Annotated in this window: 15 protein-coding genes, 1 rRNA gene and 1 riboswitch; of the genes, 13 read left to right on the forward strand and 3 right to left on the reverse strand. The window is 71.9% G+C overall.

The features are described 5' to 3' along the window. Positions 1-93: 93 nt before the first annotated feature. From rrf to IE106_RS25190, 11 genes are all read left to right on the forward strand, one after another. Positions 94-210: ribosomal RNA gene (rrf, locus tag IE106_RS25140) — 5S ribosomal RNA — on the forward strand. 149 nt (positions 211-359) lie between these two features. Then, positions 360-968 (forward strand): cardiolipin synthase ClsA, encoded by a 609-nt coding sequence (gene clsA / locus IE106_RS25145; protein WP_189537498.1) that lies wholly within the window; start codon positions 360-362, stop codon positions 966-968. Positions 969-1,081: 113 nt separating this feature from the next. Beyond that, positions 1,082-3,577 carry a mannose-1-phosphate guanyltransferase gene (locus IE106_RS25150; protein WP_189537499.1) on the forward strand — a complete coding sequence of 832 codons (2,496 nt, stop codon included), beginning with the start codon at positions 1,082-1,084 and terminating at the stop codon, positions 3,575-3,577. Between the two features lie 99 nt (positions 3,578-3,676). Further along, positions 3,677-4,606: a DUF881 domain-containing protein gene (locus IE106_RS25155; protein WP_189537500.1), complete on the forward strand. Its 930-nt coding sequence runs from the start codon at positions 3,677-3,679 to the stop codon at positions 4,604-4,606. After that, complete coding sequence (locus IE106_RS25160; RefSeq protein WP_010469069.1) at positions 4,603-4,935, forward strand: small basic family protein; 333 nt, start codon at positions 4,603-4,605, stop codon at positions 4,933-4,935. Before IE106_RS25155 ends, IE106_RS25160 begins: the two co-directional genes overlap by 4 nt. A gap of 5 nt (positions 4,936-4,940) precedes the next feature. Beyond that, positions 4,941-5,729, forward strand: coding sequence for a DUF881 domain-containing protein (locus IE106_RS25165; protein ID WP_189537501.1), 789 nt, complete (start codon positions 4,941-4,943; stop codon positions 5,727-5,729). A 169-nt stretch (positions 5,730-5,898) separates the two neighbouring features. After that, positions 5,899-6,813, forward strand: a complete 915-nt coding sequence (locus IE106_RS25170; RefSeq protein ID WP_189537502.1) for an FHA domain-containing protein — start codon at positions 5,899-5,901, stop codon at positions 6,811-6,813. 42 nt (positions 6,814-6,855) lie between these two features. Next, positions 6,856-7,605 carry a transcriptional regulator FtsR gene (gene ftsR, locus IE106_RS25175; RefSeq protein WP_189537503.1) on the forward strand — a complete coding sequence of 250 codons (750 nt, stop codon included), beginning with the start codon at positions 6,856-6,858 and terminating at the stop codon, positions 7,603-7,605. Between the two features lie 53 nt (positions 7,606-7,658). Then, entirely contained in the window at positions 7,659-8,132 is a 474-nt protein-coding gene (locus IE106_RS25180; RefSeq protein ID WP_058941224.1) for a bifunctional nuclease family protein, read from the forward strand. 234 nt (positions 8,133-8,366) lie between these two features. Then, positions 8,367-8,960: a MerR family transcriptional regulator gene (locus tag IE106_RS25185; protein ID WP_189537504.1), complete on the forward strand. Its 594-nt coding sequence runs from the start codon at positions 8,367-8,369 to the stop codon at positions 8,958-8,960. A 65-nt stretch (positions 8,961-9,025) separates the two neighbouring features. Continuing rightward, entirely contained in the window at positions 9,026-10,504 is a 1,479-nt protein-coding gene (locus tag IE106_RS25190) for a DNA polymerase IV (protein ID WP_189537505.1), read from the forward strand. Here the strand turns inward: IE106_RS25190 and IE106_RS25195 are convergent. Next, positions 10,432-10,797: a PRC-barrel domain-containing protein gene (locus IE106_RS25195; protein WP_189537506.1), complete on the reverse strand. Its 366-nt coding sequence runs from the start codon at positions 10,795-10,797 to the stop codon at positions 10,432-10,434. The genes IE106_RS25190 and IE106_RS25195 overlap by 73 nt on opposite strands. A gap of 113 nt (positions 10,798-10,910) precedes the next feature. Further along, positions 10,911-11,008, forward strand: a riboswitch (glycine riboswitch). Between the two features lie 182 nt (positions 11,009-11,190). On the opposite strand from IE106_RS25195, the gene gcvP reads away from it, so the two are divergent. After that, positions 11,191-14,076: an aminomethyl-transferring glycine dehydrogenase gene (gcvP, locus tag IE106_RS25200; protein WP_189537507.1), complete on the forward strand. Its 2,886-nt coding sequence runs from the start codon at positions 11,191-11,193 to the stop codon at positions 14,074-14,076. A gap of 116 nt (positions 14,077-14,192) precedes the next feature. Here the strand turns inward: gcvP and IE106_RS25205 are convergent, their stop codons facing one another. Continuing rightward, the gene (locus tag IE106_RS25205; protein WP_308427902.1) at positions 14,193-14,399 is read right to left on the reverse strand and encodes a DUF5999 family protein; all 207 of its coding nucleotides are present in this window, start codon (positions 14,397-14,399) and stop codon (positions 14,193-14,195) included. A 313-nt stretch (positions 14,400-14,712) separates the two neighbouring features. After that, complete coding sequence (locus IE106_RS25210; protein WP_189537509.1) at positions 14,713-15,306, reverse strand: hypothetical protein; 594 nt, start codon at positions 15,304-15,306, stop codon at positions 14,713-14,715. Positions 15,307-15,788: 482 nt separating this feature from the next. Between IE106_RS25210 and IE106_RS25215 the strand changes: the two genes are divergently transcribed. After that, entirely contained in the window at positions 15,789-17,309 is a 1,521-nt protein-coding gene (locus IE106_RS25215; RefSeq protein WP_189537510.1) for a glutamate-cysteine ligase family protein, read from the forward strand. The last annotated feature ends 112 nt before the right edge of the window (positions 17,310-17,421 follow it).

A 17,421-nucleotide genomic window follows, 5' to 3' on the forward strand; every position in this document is an offset into this window, starting at 1 on the left:
TTGTCCTCAGTTGCTCGCGTCCACTGTGTCAGTTCTGAAGTAACGAACTCCCGCCTCTTGGCTGGTCGGTCGAGTTCGACATCTTCATAGAGTTTCGGTGGTCATAGCGTTAGGGAAACGCCCGGTTACATTCCGAACCCGGAAGCTAAGCCTTTCAGCGCCGATGGTACTGCAGGGGGGACCCTGTGGGAGAGTAGGACGCCGCCGAACACATTTTCCGGGAAGCCCCGCACCTCATGGTGCGGGGCTTTCCGCATTTCCGGAGCCGTTGACCGCCACCTCACCCCCCGCACGGGCCGGCCCGCGCTGACGGTAAGGTCAGGGGGCAGCATCGGCACGTTCCCACAGGAGGCCCCCGGGTGGAGGTTCAGGAGACTCGCGTTCAGACGGACCGGGTCCTCACCATCCCCAACATCCTGAGCATGGCCCGGCTCATCGGTGTACCGCTTTTCCTGTGGCTCATCCTCCGCCCCGAGCTCGGCGGCCCCAACAGCGACGGCTGGGCCTTCCTCGTCCTCGCCCTGAGCGGCATCAGCGACTACCTCGACGGCAAACTCGCCCGACGGTGGAACCAGATCAGCAGCCTCGGGCGCCTCCTGGACCCGGCGGCCGACCGCCTCTACATCCTGTCCACCCTCGTCGGTCTCACCTGGCGCGACATCCTCCCCCTCTGGCTCACCGCGGCCCTCCTCGCGCGCGAGGCGATGCTGCTGGTGATGGTGGGAATCCTCCGCCGCCACGGTTATCCGCCACCCCAGGTGAACTTCCTCGGCAAGGCCGCCACCTTCAACCTCATGTACGCGTTCCCGTTGCTCCTGCTCAGCGACGGCGACACGTGGCTTGCGTCACTCGCTGAAGTTTTCGGGTGGGCCTTCGCCGGATGGGGTACAAGTCTCTACTGGTGGGCAGGGATCCTCTACGTGGTCCAGGTCCGCCGACTTGTGAAAGCGGAAACCGCAGCCGAATGACCCTGTCTTTCCGTGCCGAAGCGTGAAAACGACACCGGCGCGATGTCGGAAGACCACAGCGAAGACGGGGAAATCGGCCAGATCGTCGTCTCTGCAAGGAGGACGCTTCCGACATGAAGGCCGTCGTGATGGCCGGAGGCGAAGGCACCAGACTTCGCCCCATGACCTCAAGCATGCCCAAGCCGCTCCTGCCGGTCGCCAACCGACCGATCATGGAGCACGTGCTGCGCCTGCTCAAAAGGCATGGACTCACCGAGACCGTCGTAACCGTCCAGTTCCTCGCCTCGCTCGTCAAGAACTACTTCGGTGACGGCGAAGAGCTCGGAATGGAGCTCACCTATGCCCACGAGGAGAAGCCACTCGGCACCGCCGGCAGCGTCAAGAACGCCGAAGAGGCACTGAAGGACGACGCGTTCCTGGTCATCTCCGGGGACGCCCTCACCGACTTCGACCTGACCGACCTCATCGCCTTCCACAAGGAGAAGGGCGCGCTGGTCACCGTCTGCCTGACGCGCGTACCCAATCCCCTCGAGTTCGGCATCACCATCGTCGACGAGGAAGGCCGCGTCGAACGGTTCCTCGAGAAGCCCACCTGGGGCCAGGTCTTCTCCGACACGGTCAACACGGGCATCTACGTCATGGAGCCCGAGGTCTTCGACTACGTCCAGCCCGACGTGCCCGTCGACTGGTCCGGTGACGTCTTCCCCCAGCTCATGAAGGAAGGCAAGCCGATCTACGGCTACGTCGCCGAGGGCTACTGGGAAGACGTCGGCACCCACGAGAGCTACGTGAAGGCCCAGGCCGACGTCCTCGAAAGCAAGGTCGACGTCGAACTCGACGGCTTCGAGATCTCCCCCGGCGTCTGGGTCGCCGAAGGCGCCGAGGTCCACCCCGACGCCGTCCTGCGCGGACCCCTCTACATCGGGGACTACGCCAAGGTCGAAGCGGGCGTCGAAATCCGCGAGCACACCGTCATCGGGTCCAACGTGGTCGTGAAGAGCGGCGCCTTCCTCCACAAGGCGGTTGTTCACGACAACGTCTACCTCGGGCCCCACAGCAACCTGCGCGGCTGCGTCATCGGCAAGAACACCGACATCATGCGGGCCGCCCGCATCGAGGACGGCGCCGTCATCGGCGACGAGTGCCTCGTCGGTGAAGAATCGATCGTCCAGGGCAACGTCCGCGTCTACCCCTTCAAGACGATCGAAGCCGGCGCCTTCGTCAACACCTCCGTCATCTGGGAGTCCCGCGGCCAGGCCCACCTCTTCGGCGCACGCGGCGTCTCCGGCATCCTCAACGTCGAGATCACCCCCGAACTCGCCGTCCGGCTCGCCGGCGCCTACGCCACCACCCTGAAGAAGGGCGCGACCGTCACCACGGCCCGCGACCACTCCCGAGGCGCGCGGGCCCTGAAGCGGGCCGTGATCTCCGCCCTGCAGGCCAGCGCCATCGACGTGCGGGACCTGGAGAACGTCCCCCTGCCCGTGGCGCGCCAGCAGACCGCGCGCGGCAGCGCCGGCGGCATCATGATCCGGACCACCCCCGGTGTGCCGGACTCCGTCGACATCATGTTCTTCGACGAACGCGGCGCCGACCTGTCCCAGGGCGGACAGCGGAAGCTCGACCGCGTCTACGCGCGCCAGGAGTACCGCAGGGCGTTCCCCGGTGAGATCGGGGACCTCAGCTTCCCGTCGAGCGTCTTCGACCAGTACACCGGCGCCCTCCTGCGCAGCGTCGACACCACCGGCATCGCCGAGGCCGGGCTCAAGGTCGTCGTCGACGCGTCCAACGGCAGCGCGGGGCTCGTCCTGCCGAACCTCCTCGGCCGCCTCGGCGTCGACTCGCTGACGATCAACCCCGGCCTCGACGAGTCGCGGCCCACCGAGTCCGCCGACTCCCGCCGGGCCGGGCTCGTACGGCTCGGAGAGATCGTCGCGTCCGCGCGGGCCGCGTTCGGGGTGCGGTTCGACCCCGTCGGCGAACGGCTGTCGCTCGTCGACGAACGCGGCCGGATCATCGAGGACGACCGGGCGCTGCTCGTCATGCTCGACCTGGTCGCGGCCGAGCGGCGCAGTGGCCGGGTCGCCCTGCCGGTCACCACCACCCGGATCGCCGAGCAGGTCGCCGCGTACCACGGCACCCAGGTCGACTGGACGACCACCTCGCCGGACGACCTGACCCGGGTCGGCCGCGAGGAGTCCACCATCTTCGGTGGAGACGGGCTGGGCGGGTTCATCGTTCCCGAATTCAGCAGCGTCTTCGACGGGACCGCCGCGTTCGTGCGGCTCATCGGCCTCGTCGCGCGGACCCAGCTCACCCTCAGCCAGATCGACGCGCGCATCCCCCGCGCCCACGTGCTGCGGCGGGACCTGGCGACGCCGTGGGCCGTCAAGGGGCTCGTCATGCGGCGGGTCGTGGAGGCCGCGGGCGACCGGCACGTCGACACCACCGACGGTGTGCGGGTCGTGGAAGCGGACGGGCGGTGGGTGCTCGTCCTGCCCGACCCGGCCGAGGCCGTCACCCACCTGTGGGCCGAAGGCCCCGACGACGAGTCCGCCCAGGCGCTCCTCGACGAGTGGGCCGCCGTGGTGGACAGCGCCGGGCGCTGACCCGGGCCCGCCGGTCTGCCGGACCGATCGTATGACCGCGTCCGGCAGGCCGGTGGGGCCATTCGGCGGTAACCGCCGCGACATGCGACGATGTGCGGCATGTCGCAGCAGCACCCCGTTCGGAGCACCGGTTCCTCGCCTCCGCGTCCCGACGCGTCGATGTCGCTGCTGACCAACGTGATGGACCACGCGCTCGACGACGGGTACGCGGAGGCGACCGCCCGCCGCGCCGCCGAGGGCGGCGGCCTGCCGCGCACGCTGCGGGCCAAGCTGGGCCTCGCCGCCGGGCTCGTCCTCGCCGCGGCGGTGGTCACGCTCGGTGCCGCGCAGACGCAGATATCGGCGCCCGTCGTGGCCAAGGAGCGCGAGGAGCTCATCGACCGGATCCAGGCCGAGACGACCGCCGTGGACGGCCTGGAAGAGGACATCGAGGAACTGCGCGGCGAGGTCGGGGAACGGCAGCGCGCGGCGCTCCAGGAACACGGCGGCGACCGCGGCGCCCTCGTGGCGCTGCTGTCCGGTGCGACCGAGGTGACCGGCCCGGGGATCAAGCTCGTCGTCGACGACGCGAAGGACGCCGGGGAGGGCGGCGGCGGGCCGCGCGAGAGCAGCGGCTTCGCCGACACGGGGCGCGTACGCGACCGGGACATGCAGCGGATCGTGAACGGGCTGTGGCAGTCCGGGGCGGAGGCCGTCGCGATCAACGGGCAGCGGCTGACGGCCCTGTCCGCGATCAGGGCGGCCGGTGACGCCATACTGGTCGACAACAAACCGCTCGTACCGCCGTACACGGTGCTCGCGGTGGGGGACGGGAAACGGCTCGGCACCCGGTTCCAGGACAGCGCGGACGGCCGCTACCTGCACGCGCTGGAGGAGAACTTCGGCATCCGCAGCAGCGTCTCCGCCCAGGACCGGATCAGTCTGCCGGCGGCGCCGAGCCTGATCGTACGCACAGCACAGCCGAGGACCTCCGGAGCCGGCACGGGCGACGGACGGGGCACGGCCGACACAGGGAAGGGCACATCGTGATCGCCGTACTGGGCCTCGTCGTGGGAGTCGTGGTCGGACTGTTGATCCGGCCCGAAGTGCCGGCGGTGGTCGAGCCCTATCTGCCGATCGCCGTGGTCGCCGCGCTCGACGCGGTCTTCGGCGGGCTGCGGGCCATGCTCGACGGGATCTTCGTCGACAAGGTCTTCGTGGTCTCCTTCCTGTCGAACGTCGTCGTGGCCGCGCTGATCGTGTTCCTCGGCGACAAGCTGGGCGTCGGCGCGCAGCTGTCCACGGGTGTCGTGGTCGTCCTCGGCATCCGGATCTTCTCCAACGCGGCCGCCATCCGGCGGCACGTGTTCCGGGCGTGAGGCCGATGAGCAGCGAAGATTTCACCCCGCACGAGCCGCGGCAGCCGGAGGCGGCGCGAACGGAGACCGCGGAGATGACCGGCCGGCAGCGGCTGGCCGCCGGGCTGTGGCCGCCGCGGGTGACCCGCGCGCAACTCGTCGTCGCCCTGCTGCTGTTCGTCCTGGGCCTGGGCCTCGCCATCCAGGTGCGCTCCACCAGCGACGACGGCGCGCTGCGCGGCGCCCGCCAGGAGGACCTGGTGCGCATCCTGGACGAGCTGGACGACCGCAGCCAGCGGCTCGAGGACGAGAAGACCCGGCTCGACGCGCAGCGCCGGGAGCTGGAGAACAGCTCCAACCAGGCCGAAGAGGCCCGCAAGCAGACCGAGGAGAGGGAGCGTCAGCTGGGCGTCCTGGCCGGTACCGTGGCCGCCGAGGGCCCCGGCATCACGTTCACCGTCGAGGACCCGCTGACGGCCGTCGAGCCGGACAAGCTGCTCGACACGATCCAGGAGCTGCGGGCCGCCGGCGCCGAGGCGATCCAGGTCAACGACGTGCGGGTCGTCGCCGACTCGTACTTCTCCGGGCGGGCCGGGGCCGTCGAGGTGGACGGGCGGAAGATCACCGCGCCGTACCGCTTCCAGGTCATCGGCAAGCCGCAGGACCTGGAGCCCGCGCTGAACATCCCCGGCGGAATCGTGCAGACCCTGGAGAAGGAGCAGGCCACGGCCACCGTGACCCGCTCGGAGAAGATCGTTGTCGATGCCTTGCGACCGGCGGAGCGGCCTGACTACGCTCGGTCGTCATCGCAGTGAGGCCGAGGTGCATGGGGGCCGCACGGCGGGGGAATGCCCGAGGGACCGGGCCGGACAGGGGAGGCGGAGCAGCGGGGGTGGCTTCCGTGACCGAGGGACCGTGGAGGCGTCGGAGGATCGATCGCCCGGGCCGGGATGTTGCGGGGGGTCGCCGTACGAAGAGCGGGGTGTGTGGTGGAAACTGTCCGGAGGATACGGACGTTGTGATGGTGTCCGGGTCGGCAGGTGTGTTCAATCAGGGTTCGTCCTGCCCCACGGGCGGGTCTGTTTCGTTCAAGGGGAATCGCCCGTGAAGTTGTTTGCGAAGTTGTTCGGCAAGAGTGCACGCGAGGACGGCGGCAACGCCAGGCATCGCGCGCCGCGGCATGGTCAGAGCGAGGAGGAGCAGGGCGCCGGGCGTCCCCTCTTCCGTGACGAGGTCGCTGGTCCGGGTGGTGACATTACGGGCGGACAGGGCGCGTCTTCTGTTGACCCTGCCGGTCCCGGCCGCATAGGTTCCGATCCGTACGCGACCAGCGTCCACGCGGCCGAGCCGCGGCGGGAGGATGGGTCCATGCCGGTGTGTACGCGGTGCGGACACCGCAATGCCGAGGCGAGTCGGTTCTGCTCCAACTGCGGGGCACCGCTGCGGGGTGGCGCTCCCGCGGAGCGCGCGTCGGAGACGACGTCGACGATCTCCATCTCGGGCCTGGAGGCGTACGACAGCGAGGCCACCGGCCAGACGGCGCTGCCGTCGCTGTCGCCCGAGGCGCAGGCCGCGGTGGACGCGCTGCCGCTGGGATCGGCGCTGCTCGTGGTGCGGCGCGGGCCGAACTCCGGCAGCCGCTTCCTCCTCGACGGTGATCTGACGACCGCGGGCCGTCACCCCCAGAGCGACATCTTCCTGGACGACGTGACCGTGTCCCGTCGTCACGTGGAGTTCCGCAGGGCGGCCGACGGCAGCTTCACCGTCGCGGACGTCGGCAGCCTCAACGGCACCTACGTCAACCGTGAGCCGATCGACGCCGTCCAGCTCACCAACGGTGACGAGGTGCAGATCGGCAAGTACCGACTGGTCTTCTACACGAGCCAGCGGGGCGTCTGACCCTCCCCCAGACGGTGTCTGGGGGGACCCCAGGGAAGGTCCATGCGGCGAACACCGACGGGCGGTGCCGGTCACGGCACCGCCGGCGCGGGTGACCGGCTGGTGAGCATCGGTACGGTCCTCAAGCAGCTGCGGGAGGAGTTTCCCGAGGTCACCATCTCCAAGATCCGGTTCCTGGAGGCGGAGGGGCTGGTCGAGCCGCAGCGGACGGCGTCCGGGTACCGGAAGTTCAGCCCGCACGACGTGGAGCGGCTGGCGCTGATCCTCCGGATGCAGCGGGACCACTACCTGCCCCTGAGGGTCATCCGGGAGCACCTGGACGCCCTGGCCCGCGGCGAGCGGGTCGCCCTGCCCGTCCAGGGCCCGCGCGGCGAGCCGCCGGACGGCGGCAGCCCGTGGGAGCCGGACGCGGACCCGGGCGCGGCCGCGAGGGTCGGCCGTGCCGAGCTCCTCGCCGCCGCGGAGGCGAGCGAGGAGCAGCTCGCCGAGTGGGAGTCGTACGGGCTGGTCGCGCCGGCGGCGGACGGCGGCTACGACGCCGAGGCGGTGACGGTCGCGAAGCTCGTCGCCGAGCTGGGCCGGTACGGCCTGGAACCGCGCCACCTGCGGGCGGTGCGGGCCGCCGCCGAACGTGAGGCGGGGCTGGTGGAGCAGGTCGTCGCGCCGCTGCGCCGGCACCGCAACCCGCAGACCCGGGCGCACGCCGAGGCCACCGCGAGGGAGCTGGCCGCACTGTCCGTCCGGCTGCACGCGGCCCTCGTCAGGGCGGCCCTCGGAGTCCGGTTCCCCTGACCTTGGGGGAGCCCGACTATCCAAACCGGTGCGGCACGTCCTAGGGTTGCTGTGTGAACGAGCTCGATGTTGTCGGTGTCCGGGTGGAAATGCCGTCCAACCAGCCGATCGTGCTCCTGCGTGAAGTGGGAGGCGACCGCTACCTCCCGATCTGGATCGGCCCGGGGGAGGCGACGGCGATCGCCTTCGCCCAGCAGGGCATGACCCCTGCCAGGCCGCTCACCCACGACCTTTTCAAGGACGTGCTCGAGGCCGTCGGCCAGGAGCTGACCGAGGTCCGGATCACGGACCTGCGCGAAGGGGTCTTCTACGCGGAGCTGGTCTTCGCCAGCGGTGTCGAAGTGAGTGCCCGGCCCTCCGACGCCATAGCGCTGGCCTTGCGTACCGGAACGCCGATCTTCGGCAGCGACGGTGTCCTCGACGACGCCGGGATCGCGATCCCGGACGAGCAGGAGGACGAGGTGGAGAAGTTCCGCGAGTTCCTCGACCAGATCTCTCCCGAGGACTTCGGCACCAGCAACCAGTGACCGCGGCCGCGCCGCGCCCGGTGTGCCCGGGGCGCGCGGAGGCGGTCTTCCCCCGGCGCTCAAGGGGCGCTCGCCGCGTTTTCGGCGCATTCGAGTAGCGTTTCCCGGAATCGGGACACGTCAAACCACTCTCAGGGTGATTATCACTCGGCGTGGCGAGTGTGGCGATCGTTGACGCACCCCTGGGGACTGCCTACCGTCGATGTGGCAGGTCAAGGACGGAGGGTCGGCGTGATGAGCAGCGGCGACGGTACGGCAGGGGGTCTCCCCGGACGGAGTCCGGTAGGGAGCGGGCCGTATCCGCTTCACGGAAGTGCGGCCGAGCCGGCGACCGACGTCATCGGATACCGGGGCCCCACCGCGTGCGCGGCCGCCGGCATCACGTACCGGCAGCTCGACTACTGGGCCCGTACGGGGCTGGTCGAGCCGAGTGTCCGGCCGGCGTACGGATCGGGCACGCAGCGGCTCTACAGCTTCCGCGACGTCGTCGTCCTGAAGATCGTCAAGCGGTTCCTGGACACCGGGGTCGCCCTGCAGAACATCCGGGCCGCCGTGCAGCACCTGCGCGGCAGGGGGTTGCGCGACCTGGAGCGCATGACGCTGATGAGCGACGGCGCGACCGTGTACGAGTGCTCGTCGCCGGACGAGGTCGTGGACCTGCTCCAGGGTGGGCAGGGGATCTTCGGGATCGCGGTCGGTGTGGTGTGGCGGGACGTCGAGACGGCGTTGTCGCAGCTGCACGGTGAGCGGGTGGACACCGGCGAGACCCTCGTCGGGCAGAACCCGACCGACGAACTGGCCCGTCGCAGGCGCGACAGGGCCGTCTGAGCGGCACGCCCGCAGTCGTACGTGCGTGCGGGCGATTGTCAGTGGCGTGGGGCAGCATCGGTGGTGTGAGAGCCGCGCCGACGATCCTGCACCTGGACATGGACGCGTTCTTCGCCGCCGTGGAGCAGGCGGCGAAGCCCAGTCTGCGCGGGAAGCCCGTGATCGTGGGCGGCCTGGGGCCCCGGGGGGTCGTGGCGACCGCGTCGTACGAGGCGCGGCGGTTCGGCGTGCGGTCGGCGATGCCCATGGCGCAGGCCAGGCGGCTGGCGCCGAACGCCGCCTACCTGGTGCCGCGCTTCTCCGTGTACCGCTCGGTGAGCGGGCAGGTCATGGAGCTGCTGGGGCGGCTGTCGCCGCTGGTGGAGCCGCTCAGCCTCGACGAGGCGTTCGTCGACCTGGAGGCCGGGGGCGCCGCGCACGACGGGGAGGCGGCGCGGGCGGTCGGGGAGCGGCTGCGCGGGGACATCCGCGCCGTGACGGGGCTGACGGGGTCGGTGGGGCTGGCGGGCTCCAAGATGCTGGCGAAGATCGCCTCCGAGCAGGCCAAGCCGGACGGCCTCGTGCTCATCGAGCCGGGGACGGAGCGGGCGCTGCTGGCGCCCATGGGCGTGCGGACGCTGCCCGGTGTCGGGCCGGCGACCGGGGAGCACCTGCGGCGGGCCGGGATGACGACGGTCGCGGACCTGGCCGAGGCCGGTGAGGACGAGCTCGTACGGCTCCTGGGCAGGGCGCACGGGGCGTCGCTGTACGCGATGGCGCTCGGCCGCGACGACCGGCCCGTGGTGGCCGAGCGGGACGCCAAGTCGATCTCCGTGGAGGACACCTTCGACGTGGACCTGCACGACCGGGCGCGGGTGCGGTGGGAGGTGGAGCGGCTCGCCGAGCGCTGCGTGCGCCGGCTGCGGGACGCCGGCCGCTCGGGGCGCACGGTGGTGCTGAAGGTGCGGCGGTACGACTTCTCGACGCTGACCCGCTCCGAGACGCTGCGCGGCCCGACCGACGACCCCGTCGTGGTGCGGGAGGCCGCCGCCCGGCTGCTCGACGCCGTCGACACGACGGGCGGGGTGCGGCTGCTCGGCGTCGGCGTCAGCGGGCTGGCCGGCTTCACGCAGGAGGACCTGTTCGCCCAGGCGTCGGCCGACGCGGCCCCGGTGTCCGACGGCGCGCCGCCGGGGGAGGGCGCCGGCGGCCCGGAGCGGACGCCGGCGGACGCGGGGCCGGGGCCGGCCGGCGGGGTCGGCGCGGTGGCCGCGGGCGGCGGGGAGCCGGCGCCGGAGGAGCGGCGGTGGGCCGCCGGGGCCGATGTGCGGCACGCCGCGTACGGGCCCGGGTGGGTGCAGGGCAGCGGGCTCGGTCGGGTCACCGTGCGGTTCGAGGAGCCGGGGTCGGCGCCCGGCAGGGTGCGGACCTTCCGGACGGACGACCCGGACCTGGAGCCGTCGGACCCGCTGCCGCTGGTGCCGGGCCGCGGTCAGCCGCTCCCGCCCGCCGGTGTGCCGGGGTCCCTGTCCGCGGAGGGCGCGGACGGCAGGGCCAGGCCGTAGTGCAGGTACAGCTGGAGCTCCTGCTCCGGTGAGAGGTGCCGGCCCACCCCGAAGTCCGGGGCGTCCTTGACGAGGGCCTTCTCGTAGGGGACGCGCAGGCCGGCGTCGGTGAGCTCGCTCGGCCCCAGCGGGACGAACGCGTCGCGGCCGAAGAGGCCCGTCCGTACGGCCGCCCATTCGGGGACGCCCGTCGCGTCGTCCAGGTACACCTCGTCCACCGTGCCGATCCTGTGGCCGTCGCGGTCGAACGCCTTGCGTCCGATCAGGCTGCGCGGGTCGATGCCGGTCTGCACGGTTCCTCCAGTCGGTCGCAACGGGTCCGTGGACACCACGAAAGAGCACAACGGTGACCTCGGCCACTCGTGGGATCGGCCCGGAGCCTCGCTGGTAGGCTGGCTACGGCTGCTGACCCCGTGCGGGAGAGTCCTCCGGAGAGTCGTCCGGAGGCGCCGAAGGAGCAAATCCTCCCCGGAATCTCTCAGGCCCCCGTACCGCACGGACGAGGTCACTCTGGAAAGCAGGGCGGGCGTCGGACGGCACCCACCCTCACCGACGGTGAAAGCCGTGCCATCCCTCGTCGGGGTGCGCGGCGAAGCTCTCAGGTTGAGATGACAGAGGGGGAGGCCGTCCGGGCACCCGCGCCGAGGTGCCCCTCGCAGGTCGCTACGACCAGGAGGCCCCCGTACATGACCGCCAACCGCATCCCGCTCTCCCAGCTCGAGCGAGGCACCCCCTTCGAGCAGCGCCACATCGGCCCCGACGCCGAGGCGCGCGCCAAGATGCTCGCGCAGGTCGGCTACGGCTCGCTCGACGAGCTCACGGCGGCCGCGGTGCCGGACGTGATCAAGAGCGCCGAGGCGCTGGGCCTGCCCGAGGCCCGCACCGAGGCCGAGGTCCTCGCCGAGCTGCGCTCCCTCGCGGACCGCAACCAGGTCCTGGCCCCGATGATCGGCCTCGGCTACCACGGCACGTTCACGCCGCCGGTCATCCTCCGCAACGTCATGGAGAACCCGGCCTGGTACACGGCGTACACGCCGTACCAGCCGGAGATCTCCCAGGGCCGCCTGGAGGCGCTGCTCAACTTCCAGACCGTCGTCGCCGACCTGACCGGCCTGCCCACCTCCGGCGCGTCCCTCCTCGACGAGGGCACCGCCGCCGCCGAGGCCATGTCCCTGGCCCGGCGCGTCGGCAAGGTCAAGAACGGCGTCTTCCTGGTCGACGCCGACGCCCTGCCGCAGACGATCGCCGTCATCGAGACCCGCGCCGAGCCGACCGGCGTCGAGGTCGTCGTCGCCGACCTGAGCGACGGCATCCCCGCCGAGGTCGCCGAGCGCGGCGTCTTCGGCGTCCTGCTCCAGTACCCGGGGGCCTCCGGCGCCGTCCGCGACCTCAAGCCGCTCGTCGACGCCGCGCACGGGCTGGGCGCCGTCGTCACCGTCGCCGCCGACCTGCTGGCGCTGACCCTGCTCACCCCGCCCGGGGAGCTGGGCGCCGACATCGCCGTCGGCACCACCCAGCGGTTCGGCGTCCCGATGGGCTTCGGCGGCCCGCACGCCGGTTACATGGCCGTCCGCGACACCTTCGCCCGCAGCCTGCCCGGCCGCCTCGTCGGGGTCTCCGTCGACGCGGACGGCAACAAGGCGTACCGCCTCGCGCTCCAGACCCGCGAGCAGCACATCCGCCGCGAGAAGGCCACCAGCAACATCTGCACCGCCCAGGTGCTCCTCGCCGTCATGGCCGGCATGTACGCCGTCTACCACGGCCCCGAGGGCCTGAAGGAGATCGCCCGGCGCACCCACCGGTACGCGGCGATCCTCGCGGCCGGCCTGCGCGCCGGGGGCGTCGAGGTCGTCCACGGCGACTTCTTCGACACCGTCACCGCGCGAGTGCCCGGCAAGGCCGCGGAGGTCGTCGCCGGAGCCCGCGAGGGCGGCGTCAACATCCGCCTGGTCGACGCCGACCACGTCTCCGTCGCCTGCGACGAGACCACCGGCCGCGCCCAGCTCGCCGCCGTGTGGGCCGCCTTCGGCGTGAGCGGCGACGTCGAGGCGCTGGACGCCGAGACCGCCGACGCGCTGCCCGAGTCGCTGCTGCGCACCGACGCGTACCTGACCCACCCGGTCTTCCACGCGCACCGTTCCGAGACCGCGATGCTGCGCTACCTGCGCAAGCTCGCCGACCGCGACTACGCGCTGGACCGCGGCATGATCCCGCTCGGCTCCTGCACGATGAAGCTGAACGCGACCACCGAGATGGAGCCGGTCACCTGGCCCGAGTTCGGCCAGATGCACCCCTTCGCCCCGGCGGAGCAGGCCGAGGGCTACCTCACGCTCATCCACGAGCTGGAGGACCGCCTCGCCGAGGTCACCGGCTACGACAAGGTGTCCCTCCAGCCGAACGCCGGCTCGCAGGGCGAGCTCGCGGGCCTCCTCGCCGTCCGCGCCTACCACCGCGCCAACGGCGACACCCAGCGCACGGTGTGCCTCATCCCGTCCTCCGCGCACGGCACCAACGCCGCGTCCGCCGTCATGGCCGGCATGAAGGTCGTCGTCGTCAAGACCGCCGACGACGGCGAGATCGACGTCGCGGACCTGCGCGCCAAGATCGAGCAGTACCGCGACGAGCTCGCCGTGCTGATGATCACGTACCCGTCGACGCACGGCGTCTTCGAGGAGCACGTCGCCGACATCTGCGCCCAGGTCCACGAGGCCGGCGGTCAGGTGTACGTCGACGGCGCCAACCTCAACGCGCTCGTCGGCCTGGCGAAGCCCGGCGAGTTCGGCGGCGACGTGTCGCACCTGAACCTGCACAAGACGTTCTGCATCCCGCACGGCGGCGGCGGCCCCGGCGTCGGCCCGGTCGCGGTCCGCTCCCACCTCGCCCCGTACCTGCCCAACCACCCGCTCCAGCCGGCCGCCGGCCCGGAGACCGGCGTCGGCCCGATCTCGGCGGCGCCGTGGGGCTCGGCCGGCATCCTGCCGATCTCCTGGGCGTACGTACGGCTCATGGGCGGCGAGGGCCTCAAGCGCGCCACCCAGGTCGCCGTCCTCGCGGCGAACTACGTGGCCAAGCGCCTGGAGCCGCACTTCCCGGTGCTGTACACCGGTCCGGGCGGCCTCGTCGCGCACGAGTGCATCATCGACCTGCGGCCGCTGTCGAAGGCGACCGGCGTCAGCGTCGACGACATCGCCAAGCGTCTGATCGACTACGGCTTCCACGCGCCGACCATGTCCTTCCCGGTCGCCGGCACGCTGATGATCGAGCCGACCGAGAGCGAGGACCTGACGGAGCTCGACCGGTTCTGCGACACGATGATCGCGATCCGCGCCGAGATCGAGAAGGTCGCGTCCGGCGAGTGGCCGGCCGACGACAACCCGCTGCGCAACGCCCCGCACACGGCGGCCGCGCTCGGCGGCGAGTGGGACCACGCCTACAGCCGCGAGGTGGCCGTCTTCCCGGCGGGCGTCTCGGCCGCGGACAAGTACTGGCCGCCGGTGCGCCGGATCGACGGCGCCTTCGGCGACCGCAACCTGGTGTGCTCCTGCCCGCCGCTGGACGAGTACGACGCCTGAGAGGTGCGGCGGACGCGGTAGACGTCGGGGCCGGTGCGGAGGCGGTCGCCTCCGCACCGGCCCCTCGACGTCGCGCCGTGCCGCCCGTCCGTACGGCCGCCCCGCGCCGGCTCCGGTCAGGCGGCCCTCGCGATCCGCGCCGCCGTCAGGGGCCGGTGCGGGGCGATGACCTGCCCGTCCGGCAGCAGCTCGCCCGTGTCCTCGAAGAGCAGGACGCCGTTGCACAGCAGGCTCCAGCCCTGCTCCGGGTGGTGCGCCACGACACGGGCGGCCTCCCGGTCGGGTGAGTCGGCGGTCGGGCAGGGTGGCTGGTGCTGGCACATGGCTGGGTTCTTTCGCTGCGGTGTGGAGTCTGCTCTGCGGCTCGACGCGGTGTCCATGGCCGCCCCCCGTCTTTCGATCGGTCCGTTCCCAGTGTTGCCCCACGGGCCTGTTTCCGCAGGGATTTCGCGGCAGCGCTTCCTACTGGGAAAGGACGTATCACCCGCACGGATGGTTCAACACAACCCCCCTGTCCCTTCGGGTGGTTCGGTGTGGTCACGGTGGACTAGTCCGGGTGGGCCAGGAGGCGCGCGCGACGGTGCCCCGCTCCCCGAGGGGCGCGGGGCACCGTCGCGCGCGGTGTGTGACGCGGCGTCAGGCCGTCGAGCCGAGCAGCGGCGGCGGCGCGAGCCGTACGGCGAGCCGCGGCAGCAGGTCCGCGACGCGGTGCGGGCGGTGCGCGGCGATCCCGGGCGGCGCGGGGGCCAGCGGGATCAGTACGTCCGCCGGGTCGGGCGCGCCCAAAGCGGGGTCGGCGTCCGGGTCGCCGTGCAGCCACAGCGTCAGCATGTACAGCTCGGGCACCGACAGCAGGCGCGGCTGCCACGGCGACCCCGACGCCTCGGCCTGGCGCAGCGCCCGTTCCGTGGAGGTGAGGTAGGGGCCCTCGAAGAAGTGCGAGAAGGTCCAGCCGCCCGCCGTGCGCAGGGTGTCCGCGGCCGCCAGGGTCACCTCCCCGCCGCGGATCAGGAAGCGCCACCCCGCGAGCCGGGTGGCGGGCGCGCCCGCGGGCCCGTCCGCCGGCGCGGTGACGCCGAGGACGTGGAGGGGCAGCGGCAGTTCCGCGCTGAGGGGTCCCTCGGCGGAGCGCAGTGCGGGAGTGCTGGCCTCGCGGAGGGCGGGGGAGCCGAGGGCCGCGAGGACGCTGTGCAGAGCAGGCGCGGGCGCCTGGGAGACGTGGAGCGGCATGGTGGGTCGCCTCTCACTCAAGAGACAGGGGGGAGCGTGCGTGGGTGCGGACGGCGCTGTCAGCGACGGGGCCGTGGGCGCCGGGACGCCATGCCGGGGCGCCGGGGTCTCAGCCTCGTGGGCGGAGTTTATACGACAAATGTTCACGCCGTGTTTCCGCTAACCGTTCCCGATAATCCCGTCAAGGCCGCAACGCGTCTCGGGGAAGTGGTAATTTCCGCTGAATCATCCCCGGCGCCGAAGCCACTGCCTGCAATGTCGCCCACCGCATGGACGGCCGAATCTCGTCGGCTTTTCCCACCACGTCGTCCGGCGGGATCTGCTAGCCACGCCATGCCCCCGGAATGTGCCGGGCGCCCGATCGGGCCAGCCTAGTGGCAAAGCCCTCGCCGCGGGGGCGTTACGGATCGGCGGGGCGGGGCATCATCGTCCCTGACCGAGCGGCGGTGCCACCTGCCGCCCACTCGAGGAGGGACGCTTCGATGGGGGAGAAGGTCGTGGCAGCCGGGTTCGGACCGGCCGATCGGCAGAGGTACCGCAGGAAACTCCGCGACTGCCTGGAGGCACTGGAGCGGCTGCTCGCGGAGGGGCGCTTCGACCGTCCCAGGAATCTGATGGGGCTTGAGATAGAGCTGAATCTCGTGGGCGCCGACGGGCTTCCCCGGATGATGAACGCGCAGGTACTGGAGCGCATCGCCAGCAGTGATTTCCAGACGGAACTCGGAATGTTCAACCTGGAAGTGAACGTGGCTCCGCACCGGCTCGCCGGGCATGTTTTCTCACAGCTCGCCGAGGAACTGCGCACGGGTCTCGGATACGCCCACCGCAAGGCGGAGGAACTGGGCGCCGGCGTCATGATGATCGGCATCCTGCCCACGCTCACCCGCCACGACGTGGACCTCGTCCACCTCTCGGACGTCGACCGCTACATGCTCCTCAACGACCAGATCGTCGCCGCCCGCGGCGAGGACTTCACGCTGGAGATCGACGGCGTGGAGCGCCTCGGCTGCACGGCCGCCTCCATCACCCCGGAGGCCGCCTGCACCTCCGTGCAGCTCCACCTCCAGGTCACCCCGGCACGCTTCGCCGACGTGTGGAACGCGGCGCAGGCGGTCGCCGCCGTGCAGATCGCGACCGGTGCCAACTCGCCGTTCCTCTTCGGCCGGGAACTGTGGCGCGAGACCCGGCCGCCGCTGTTCCAGCAGGCCACGGACACCCGCCCGCCCGAGCTCCAGGCCCAGGGCGTACGGCCGCGCACCTGGTTCGGCGAGCGGTGGGTGGACTCCGCGTACGAGCTGTTCGAGGAGAACCTCCGCTACTTCCCCGCGCTGCTGCCGCTCTGCGACGACGAGGACCCGCTGCGCGTCCTCGGCGACGGCGGCGTGCCGTCCCTGCAGGAGCTCGTCCTCCACAACGGCACCGTGTACCGCTGGAACCGGCCCGTGTACGGCGTGGTGGACGGCGTCCCGCACCTGCGCGTCGAGAACCGGGTCCTGCCCGCCGGACCCACCGTCGACGACGTCGTCGCCAACGCCGCCTTCTACTACGGCCTCGTGCGCTCCCTCGCCGAGGACCCCCGGCCGGTGTGGAAGCGGATGTCCTTCGCGGAGGCGTCCGACAACTTCGACGCCGCCTGCCGGCACGGCATCGACGCCGAGCTGCGCTGGCCCCGGCCCGGGCGCGGGGGCACCGCCGCCGTTCCCGCGGTGAAGCTCGTACGGGACGAGCTGCTGCCGCTCGCCGCCGCCGGGCTGGACGCGTGGGGCATCGAGCCCGCCGACCGCGACCGCTACCTCGGCATCGTCGAGGAGCGCTGCCGCCGGCGCTTCAACGGCGCCTCGTGGCAGGTCGAAACGTTCCGCCTGGCCCAGGAGGCCGGTCTCGACCGGGAGGCGGCGCTGGCCGCCACCGCGCGCCGCTACCGCGAGCTGGCGCTGGCCGGCGAGCCGGTCCACACCTGGCCCGTGCGCTCCCCTGGAACGTACCCGCAGCGGACCGGCTGAGGGGCGCCGGGGCTTCGCGGGGGACCCCTCCGCGCGCGCCGCGCGGCCGTCGGGCAAGCTGGACGGCGCGGGATCCACGAGGGGAGGCGCGCGTGCGGACAGGTGCACAGGA

The organism is Streptomyces roseolilacinus, assembly GCF_014649335.1.
GTDB lineage: Bacteria > Actinomycetota > Actinomycetes > Streptomycetales > Streptomycetaceae > Streptomyces > Streptomyces roseolilacinus.